Origin of the sequence: Erysipelatoclostridium sp. MSK.23.31, assembly GCF_019125875.1 — a bacterium.
GTDB lineage: Bacteria > Bacillota_I > Bacilli_A > Erysipelotrichales > Coprobacillaceae > Thomasclavelia > Thomasclavelia ramosa.
The window spans coordinates 1-1,327 of sequence record NZ_JAHOCB010000103.1 but is presented as its reverse complement, the minus strand read 5'-3'; the positions used below and the strand labels follow the sequence as shown (position 1 = coordinate 1,327).

1 protein-coding gene and 1 pseudogene are annotated in these 1,327 nt (G+C 33.7%); both read left to right on the top strand.

Annotated elements, in window-relative coordinates; all coding sequences use genetic code 11:
* Positions 1 to 635: pseudogene (locus tag KSU54_RS18420) on the top strand (hypothetical protein); the annotation flags it as partial.
* 184 nt (positions 636 to 819) lie between these two features.
* A partial coding sequence (locus KSU54_RS18415) for a thioester domain-containing protein (protein WP_272491017.1) occupies positions 820 to 1,327 on the top strand: 508 nt, incomplete at its 3' end.

Genomic DNA, 1,327 nt, shown 5'->3' with positions numbered 1-1,327 from the left:
ACTATAGTACAATTAATGTTAATGTGCCTATGGAATATATTGCTAAAGCAAACGTCGAGGATGTCAATGGGAATAAGAACGAAATAGAATTTAAAGTAACAGTAATTGCTCTACCATTAGTCGCTGAGGACGAAGTGGTAGTGCAAGAGACAGTAACTAATGCTGACGGAACGAAAACAGTTAAAAATACTGTTAAGAAAAAAGCAGATTCATCTGGAGATAAAGTAGTATCTAGTGGAAACAATTCAAATAGCAGCTCTAATAGTTCTGGAAGCAAACCTTCTGGTTCTACTGGAGGAAGCTCAGGATCATCTAGTAGTGGTTCTAACAAGCCTTCAAATGGAGGAACATCTGGTGGTAGCAGTTCTGGAGGAAATAGTGGTAATTCAGGTGGAAGTTCTGGAAGTGGATCAGGTTCAGGAAATACTGGATCAACAGGAGAAACTACTAAAAAATATATTTATGTAGAATGGTCTTATAAAGTTGGTGATAGAACATTTAATGGTTCTTGGGCAGGCAGAGAAGAAAAGTGGAATCCAAATGCCATGTCATTACCGAATGATGCTTATGATTTCTCAGGTTTTAATAAGAAGAGTATAACTTATGAAGAGTACAAACAAATAATGGGATATTAGATGGTTGTTTATAATAGCCATCTTTTATTATTCTTAAAGTACAGAATAGGGGATAAATTATGATATTTTTTATATTTATGAGGGCTAAATATTGACGGCGAAAGCCGTCAATATTATTAATGGCATTATCGAAAAGGATAAGTAGGACCTATTGAATAAAAAATAATAATGAGGAATAAAAGATATGAGAAAATATAAAAGTTTTTTAAAAATTTTATTTACCCTATCTATTTCTATTTTTTTAGTGCTTAATAATTTTAACAATGTGAGTGCTTTTACATCTAATCTGACTTGGGGACAGGAAATTTACTATCCGAGCTGGCTTGGAAACTGGTCTACAAAAATGTGCTATATAAACGGCAGTTTAGCGTATTGCTTGGAATCTTCTAAAGAAACTCCACCTGAAGGACAATATGCAAATAGTGTCATTGATACAAACGAGGCACTTTTAAAAGTTCTTTACTACGGTTATGGTGGACCTGGAGATGTTTTTAAAGATGATCAGGTTACAAATGATACTAATAAATATCTTTATACACATATTATGGCTTCATACGCATATTCAGGTGATATATATGGAGGCAAGAACTGGGATGATTTATTGGCTAATGGAATTGGATTGAAATGGAGATATGAACAGATTCAGTCCATGCCTGTACCAACAAATGAATTTAATTTCTCAAAATCGAGTC